The organism is Pirellulales bacterium (genome assembly GCA_036490175.1).
Lineage (GTDB): Bacteria > Planctomycetota > Planctomycetia > Pirellulales > JACPPG01 > JACPPG01.
Genome location: DASXEJ010000379.1, coordinates 51,358 through 58,429 on the forward strand (window position 1 = coordinate 51,358; position 7,072 = coordinate 58,429).

Below are 7,072 nucleotides of genomic sequence, written 5' to 3' on the forward strand. Positions count from 1 at the left end.
TGCCCCATCGCATGTTTCTCGCGGGCATTCTGGCATGATAAAACGTCGTCGGCCGGCGAAGTTGACGGTGTTCGTGCAGGAAGAATTCTGCGTGTTGCCGGATGCGGGCATCACGCGCAGCGCCGCGGCCCAGTTGCTCGGGTGTGCGCCCCCCACGATCAGCAACGCGCTCGAGCGCGACGCTGCGTTTCGCAAACGCGTGCGGCAGACCGGACGAGCCGTCGCACTGCACCATTCAGAGAGGCTGCAACTTCCAACGCCGCCACATGCTGTGCCAGGCATTGCGTCGTCAGCTGAGCATCCGCAGCGACAGTACAAAAGCCGGCGCCGCGAGCCGCGCCCTGGAGCATCGCCCGGAAGCGTTCCTCTTGCCCCGCGGCCGCCGCACAGTCGCAGAGTTGAATCGACGAGCAGCGACGCGCCGCAGTTTTTTCATGCGGCGGCGATGCCCACGTGACGTTGCCAGGTCGAGGTTCGCAAGAATTTCCCTACAAACCCAGGGTTTCTGTCCGACTGGCCAGGTCGTGGTCGTCGTTTTTTGCAGCGGTGAATAATTCCATAAATTGAATAAATCGGCGCGGCCCGCCGTCAACTGCAAATCCGGCCGCCCTGAAAAAATGCGCCGCGCAACAAGCGCATCACTGGTGCACTGCGCGATCCAATTGAACGATCTGGTTGCAGAGGTTCGATGCGCACTATCTCGAAGAGAGGCCGCACCACAGTCTTGATAACAGGTTAATCAACCCAGGCAAGCTACCTCTTGCGGACGAGGCCATTCCTAGCTTGCGTCAAGTTGTCTGCTGCGAACGGCTAAGGGAGTTGTTACGACATTACGAACGGCGCGCCGCATAGCCGACTGGCAGCGTTTTGCGGATCTGGGACGGTCTACGCGCTTACATTGAAAACCGCCGAGTTCATGCTTTCCTAGACCCGTCATTGCGCGGCGGTCAGTCGCCATGACGTAATGCGCTGGGCCACGATTATCATCTCCGCGATCCGATCCGACCGAGAACACGCGACCCTTGGTAGTGATTGATGTTTTTTGTACAGGGCGGGGCGGCACACCTGAACCACCTGGTTGAAGAGTTCGTCACGCTTTACCACGAAGAGCGCCCGCACCAGGGGCGAGACAATGAGTTGGTTGTCCCCGGCAAGCCGCCGCCATCCGACGAGACGATTCCTGGCTTGGCACAGATCGTATGTCGTCAGCGGCTGGGCGGGCTGCTAAGACACTATGAGCGCCGCGCCGCGTAAGGCGCCAACAGGCCTCTGTGACCGAGAGCCCATTCGCGCGCAGACCTTGGAAAACAGGAGTCAACGAACCGTGATCGCGCAACCGCACCGACATCGCTCGCCGTTTCCCGCTACGAGTGAGGTGCCGCTCGCCCGGTGTCGACGGAAAAAGTGCGATCCGTTAATGCGACGATAATTTTTGTCCAGGGCGCTGGACGCTTTAAAATGAAGATGCTTTTTCTATTGGACGATGTCGGTCATTCGCTCCCCACCTTATTTTCCATCATCCTTGGGGACGACATAGGTGTGCTGCTCGAGGACGCAATGCCACTCGTCACCCTTTTTCTTCTTATTGTAGACGCGGGTCCAGCGGTACTCAGGGCTGACCTCTTTGCCTTCCACCTTCCCTTTGACATGAAGAAGTCCGGAAACCACGGCAGTATCACCGAAGTCCCGCACCGTCACGTCCGTCTCTTTCATGTCGCTGAGCGTGGACTTGCCAGCGCTTAAATACTTAAAGTAACCTTTTTTGTTGTGCGTCCCGCCTCGTGGGTCGATCATCATGAAGTCGTCGTCGGTGTGATTATCGAGCATCTTGTAGTCGTGGGCGATGAACGCAGCGGTCAACTTGGCATCTAGCGCCTTTAGATTGGATCCCGTATCTTGACCGCGCGCCGCCGACAGGCCAACCGCCAGAATCGCTAATGAGAGTGTAAACGTCTTCACGGGTTTTACTCCAAGATTTAAAGATGGTTGCGAGACACCAGGGGCCGCCTCGGTCCGCCAACAACGAAGTAATTCGTTAATAGCACCAGACACATCCACCGCAACCTCGACAGCCGCCGCACCCACATCCACATCCCCCGCAGCCACAGCGATCGACGCCTACGGAACCCTCTCTGCTGCACAAATCTTCCTCGGACAATTCCCCAGCCGAGGGTTTGCCGGGCAACACCAAATGCATAACTCCAGCAGTGTCTTCGGGGATCCGGTCGGATTCTGCCAGCACCTTAACGTCAAGGCCGGCCGGTGGCGGCATGTCGTATTCGCTAAGCACTGATATTGGATCGGCAAGCAAACGCTGGTTGAACTCGTCGTCGGCCCAGGCGCGGCCGACGATTTGACCCCATTGGAACTCCCAGTTGACCGATTGCTTTAACATGTGACTTCCTTTCAGCTTGATCATAGGGCCTTTAGCCACGCCTCAATAACTGCGTCTAATCTTCGTCCAGGGAACGCAAGAGTCTCGCCGTTGCGGTAAGCTAATAGCGCACGTAGAGAAATCCTTGACCGTCCGCCGTGTCTCCTCTCCTTCACGATTGGTCCATGGATGCCTGCAATTCTAGTGCCCAACCTCGCCTAATTAGCTGTGCTACCAGAAGGGGCACTCCCGAGAAGGAATTCGCCCACCGACGTTTCTGCGTAGTAGTCCACCCCCGCGGCCTGAGCAAATAAGTCGGAATCGCCGAGTCCGATGGCACAGGGGGCCAAGCCCATTGCCGTGGCGGCGAGATACATCGTTTGAAAAATCACTCCAACATCCTTAAGGATCAAGGCGTAAGCAAGACCGGTGTATTTCCATGCAACACGTGGCATTCGGGCTGCCAGCACCAGCAAGACTTGCGGTTCCATCGCCGGAAGCCCGGTGGCCTGAGCCGCATCGGCGAGCAAACGATCGACCTCAGCAGTCCTCCCAGCGCGGCGCATCAGCCGGTGACCCACACCGTCGTAACGGTACAGACCGGGCAATAAACCGCCACACGCTGCAACGGCGGCGTACACGTCTAGCTCATATAGGGCGCCGCCGGCCGGGTACGGGCGCAACGCAAAGTCCATCTGCACCGGCCCCGCGGGCGTATCGATTTGTCTTTGCTGACGATCCGTCACCCGGGCGACGCGATACAGGAATTCACCGAGCTGCCGATCCGTGATCGGCTTGGAAGCATAATTGCGGATGGATCGGCGCTGTTGCTGAACGAGAGCGAACGGTGGATCTTCGCGCTGCGCGCGCTCGAGGTCGGGGCGGTGCAGCGCGATGCCAGCGTCCCCAGTTTCCGGTTCGAAAGCAGGCGGCGGATCGAGGCGTCCGGCCTGCGGGTAGGTTGCGCCGACGGGGCCGTCGTGCCGTCCCTGCCGGCTGCGGGCATGAAAGAGCAGATCGTGGAACTGCCAAAAGCGCAGGGCAGGGTCGACGTCCTCGGCGCTGACACCTTGGTCGTCAACCGCGCAGGCTGCGCCGGCGTGGACCAGCAGGCCGAGTAACGGCGCCACGGCATCGGTCGGCAGATCGGTAACGCGACCTCCGACCTCAGCTACCGTACCGGGGTGGGTCAGGGAGTGGACCAGAGCTGCGGCCCGCGGGTCGTCGAGCACGATTCTGGCGGGCGACAGCGGAGATTCCAGGACCAACACTTCGCCGTGTCGCTGCACCCAGGCGAAGCGCGAAAGCACATAGCAGAGGTCCGGCAGGGTGCCTGCCGGTGGCAGAATAAACGACGGCGCGGTGGGCTCCATGGTGGCCAGCCGGTCGCCGCCGGCATGGACCGACAGACGCAACAGACTCCGCCGTGCCAGATCTTGAAGATGATAGTACCAGCGAGCAAGAGCCGTCGCCCCGTCAACTGCGCAGACGTGCTCTGCCAGCCGCTGCGCACTTTCCCCAGGCGCCGCCAAGCGGCCAAGGGCATCGCGGAGGCCCGGAGACATCTGCCGGAACGTGAACGGTATGCGAATGCCAAGCAGCGTCAGTTCGCCATCGGTATGCGCCGAGATGCTCACGTACTCCGGCAATGAAAGAACCCAAGTTGGGTCCATGGGTTTCTCCAGGTGTCTTGGCTGTCAAACCCTTCACGCCGACTCGAAACCTTTTCGACGGAGTAGTCACGTCACAGGAACATTGCGATTGGGTTCAACTCATCTTCAGTGCACGCCTTTGGCAGCCACCCAAGTTTGACTGGCACGTCGTAAAGGCGGCCCGGCGCAAAGCGGGGCCAGAAGTGTCGTAGACCCGGCACGATTACCTTTACCACTGGCAAAGCAATCTCGGATCGCGTCTGGTCCAGCACCAACAATTCTGAACCCAGCCGCTCTGCCAGGGCCTGGCAGAACATGACGTCGTCTTTCAGGTCGTCAGTGCAGCATGGCGCGAAGTCGGCAGCGCGGCGCATTGGCCCCTCCAGCGGCACCAGATATGGCTGATTCGCCAAAGTCGCCGTGCGCAGCCACTGGAGCGTCTGTTTGTCCGTCAAGTGCCCGGCGGCGACGTCGCCGGCGGGGACATTTAACACCGGCCCGAGCATCTGATTCAACTCAGTCACCGCGCGCAACAGGGCGATGCGCGCATCAAAATGGGCGCCGAGGCCAAACAAAATCTGCTCGACGGGGCCGTCTATGCGCCGCGACACGGCAACGACGGCCGGTATGCCCAGATCGGAAGTCAAATCGAGCGCCCCCAAGTCGCGGTGGTGGTCGCGCAAACAGGCCTCGAGTTCACCAAGGTATGGCTCATTAAAGCTGCTCAGATCGATCGCCGGTCGACGCACGCGGTTGTACCACCACAGAGCGACGCTGTCTCGCTCGACCAGTTCCAGGAAACCCTGCAAGATGGCTTCCGTGACCGTGTTGCCGGCGGCATTGCCGTTGGAGCAAGCGTAGCAAAAGGCTTGGTCAGGCGGCTGCGGATAGTTGAACCAGCAGTAGGACGACGGCAGGTAACGCACAGCCTGCTGGCTCAACGACCAGACCGGTGTCCAATCGATGTTAGCCTTGGGGTCGAACGGGAGCGGCACTGCGTCGAACCGATGGCCAGCGGCATTACGAACATCGCGCTCGCGGTACTGCCTGTCGCTGAACAGCAAGCAAGTGTTTGGGGCGATGCCGGCATCGCCGAGATCTGTCAGACGGGCGCGGCGGCGTGGCTCATCGCCGCGGAAGGAGCCCGAGTATCGCTCCAACCCTTCGCACAGCGCACTGGCCTTGGCCTGGGCGTCCGTGGTCCCCTTGCCGCAGTTGGAACTGCGCAGGTCGGCACGTAGACCGCGCAAACTGCGGACACCGCGAGCACTGTTGGCGCCTGACAGGTAAACGTGCATCACACCGTCGCCTTTACCGTCACGTTCCAGCACGGAGACCGCGCCGGTGATTGGGCTGACATGATGGCTAAATCGCGCCAGTGTCTGCTCGGGCGAGCAGGTGCGATGACCGCCGTCCTCCGTATACGCCTTTTTGCAGCTGTCTATCACCACTGGCTGCACGGGCAGATCGGTCACGATCGGCTCACCGCATTCCGAACAGGACGGCATACGTGTCAGGGTATGCGTTTGCGATTCGGTGGTCAGCGCGTCCAGACTACGGACCTTACCTTCCAGGTGAGGCAATTCGCCACTGACGACCCAGGAAGCGACGGCGGTTGCGGTCAGGGCCCAGGCGGTTTGGAGCGTGGCTGGCGTCGCGGCATGGTGTGCGCCGGCCTCTCCAGTATGGTCGCGTTTCGACTCCAGGTACGCCAAGATCGGAGCATTCCCCTTGATACGCTCAGCCAAGCAGGCCCAGCAGCCTGTCTTGCCAGGCACAAACAGTGGGCCTAACCAGATGCGGCGTCCCACTGGTTTGACCAACAGCCAGGGCTGTTTTTTTCGTAGAGCCTCTTCGTTGCAGACTCGCAATTCGCTGCGCAGATAGCTGTCGGTCGCTACCAAGGTCAGCGCCGACTCGCCATCCGTGCGTACCCCGATCGAACGCAAGAGCGTTTCTAGCGGAGTAACGTCCACGGCGCCGGCGGCGCGGATTGCGACTGACGTCTCTGCCAGGCGGCGGGCGGCGGCGGCAGGATCGATCTGTTGCTCGGCCCACAGCGCCGACTCCGCGACGGGGCGGGCGTCGCTTGCCTCGACCAGGTATCCGCGTTTTTCAAGCTGCGCCAGCGTGTAGAAAATATGTGCGGGAGTGGTCTGATCAGTTAACTCGGAACAAACATCTGCAATCGGACGGCCGTCGAGACAAGGCGCTATGAGCTCGTAGAGACTCCCCTGCAGGACATCTTGTTGCAGTTCGGACACTATGAACACACCTTCGCCTGGCACGACCTCGACCCGAAGTTGCTGTTTGAACTGAGGCCGACGCAACATATGGCTCGCGTCCTTACTTGGAAAATTGGAAGAAAACGATTTTCACTACGGGAACATTGAATAAACGTATAGGGCGTGGGGCGCAGCAATTGATCGGCAAATCGCACGTCATGCACTCGCAAGGTGCCATTAGACAGGGCCCCCCTTTAGCACGCAAAGATAATAAAGGTCCATTAAGAAATCCGGACTTCTCTTTTTGCTCTGATAGTGGGGTCCGTTAACCGTGGCGTCGGCGATTCTCTGGAAGCCTGTCCGGAATGCGACGGGGATGAAGAATGAGGGTCTGAACGACATTCGGAGCAGAAAACGAAGTGACTGACAGTATTTCCGGAATCTGTGCTCCGGTATCGAGTGGGGGGAGTATCCATCGCCGCAACCCTGAAACGCCATTGAGCTCGGTAATTCCCGCGCAGTTTATTAGAGTAATTGGGCAAGTTCCGCCGTCATCGTGGGGTATGCAAATAGCGTCGACTTGAAGTCGGCAGCTGTCAGATTAAACCGAATGGCGAGCGCGAAAAGGTTTATCACTTCTTCGGCATGCGCTCCCAAAACGTGCGCGCCAAGAATACGGGCGATGAATTCGAAAGAAACTGAAGAGAACTGGAAAGCGGACGCAATGTCCTGCAGTTGCGGTGGTTGATCGGAGTTGATCCAGCCGTTTTTATTAGGCGAGGCCTGTCCCTGTAGGGGCGGGCCTCTTCTTGTTGATTTAG

Annotated in this window: 7 protein-coding genes; 2 read left to right on the forward strand and 5 right to left on the reverse strand. The window is 59.6% G+C overall.

Annotated features, from left to right (window positions below; translation table 11 throughout):
- Nucleotides 1-34: 34 nt before the first annotated feature.
- Both VGG64_28880 and VGG64_28885 read left to right on the forward strand, forming a co-directional pair.
- Nucleotides 35-457, forward strand: a complete 423-nt coding sequence (locus VGG64_28880; protein HEY1603651.1) for a hypothetical protein — start codon at nucleotides 35-37, stop codon at nucleotides 455-457.
- Nucleotides 458-1,035: 578 nt separating this feature from the next.
- The gene (locus VGG64_28885) at nucleotides 1,036-1,254 is read left to right on the forward strand and encodes a hypothetical protein (GenBank protein HEY1603652.1); all 219 of its coding nucleotides are present in this window, start codon (nucleotides 1,036-1,038) and stop codon (nucleotides 1,252-1,254) included.
- A gap of 252 nt (nucleotides 1,255-1,506) precedes the next feature.
- Here VGG64_28885 and VGG64_28890 read toward each other — a convergent pair whose 3' ends face one another.
- The 5 genes from VGG64_28890 to VGG64_28910 all read right to left on the reverse strand — a co-directional run.
- A complete protein-coding gene (locus VGG64_28890) occupies nucleotides 1,507-1,959 on the reverse strand; it encodes a nuclear transport factor 2 family protein (GenBank protein ID HEY1603653.1) in 453 nt (150 codons plus the stop codon).
- Nucleotides 1,960-2,035: 76 nt separating this feature from the next.
- Entirely contained in the window at nucleotides 2,036-2,395 is a 360-nt protein-coding gene (locus VGG64_28895) for a hypothetical protein (protein HEY1603654.1), read from the reverse strand.
- Between the two features lie 197 nt (nucleotides 2,396-2,592).
- On the reverse strand, nucleotides 2,593-4,047 hold the full coding sequence (locus VGG64_28900) for a SagB family peptide dehydrogenase (GenBank protein HEY1603655.1): 1,455 nt from the start codon (nucleotides 4,045-4,047) through the stop codon (nucleotides 2,593-2,595).
- A gap of 71 nt (nucleotides 4,048-4,118) precedes the next feature.
- Nucleotides 4,119-6,359: a TOMM precursor leader peptide-binding protein gene (locus VGG64_28905; protein HEY1603656.1), complete on the reverse strand. Its 2,241-nt coding sequence runs from the start codon at nucleotides 6,357-6,359 to the stop codon at nucleotides 4,119-4,121.
- 417 nt (nucleotides 6,360-6,776) lie between these two features.
- Nucleotides 6,777-7,072: hypothetical protein (locus VGG64_28910; GenBank protein ID HEY1603657.1), on the reverse strand; the 296-nt coding region annotated here is incomplete at its 5' end.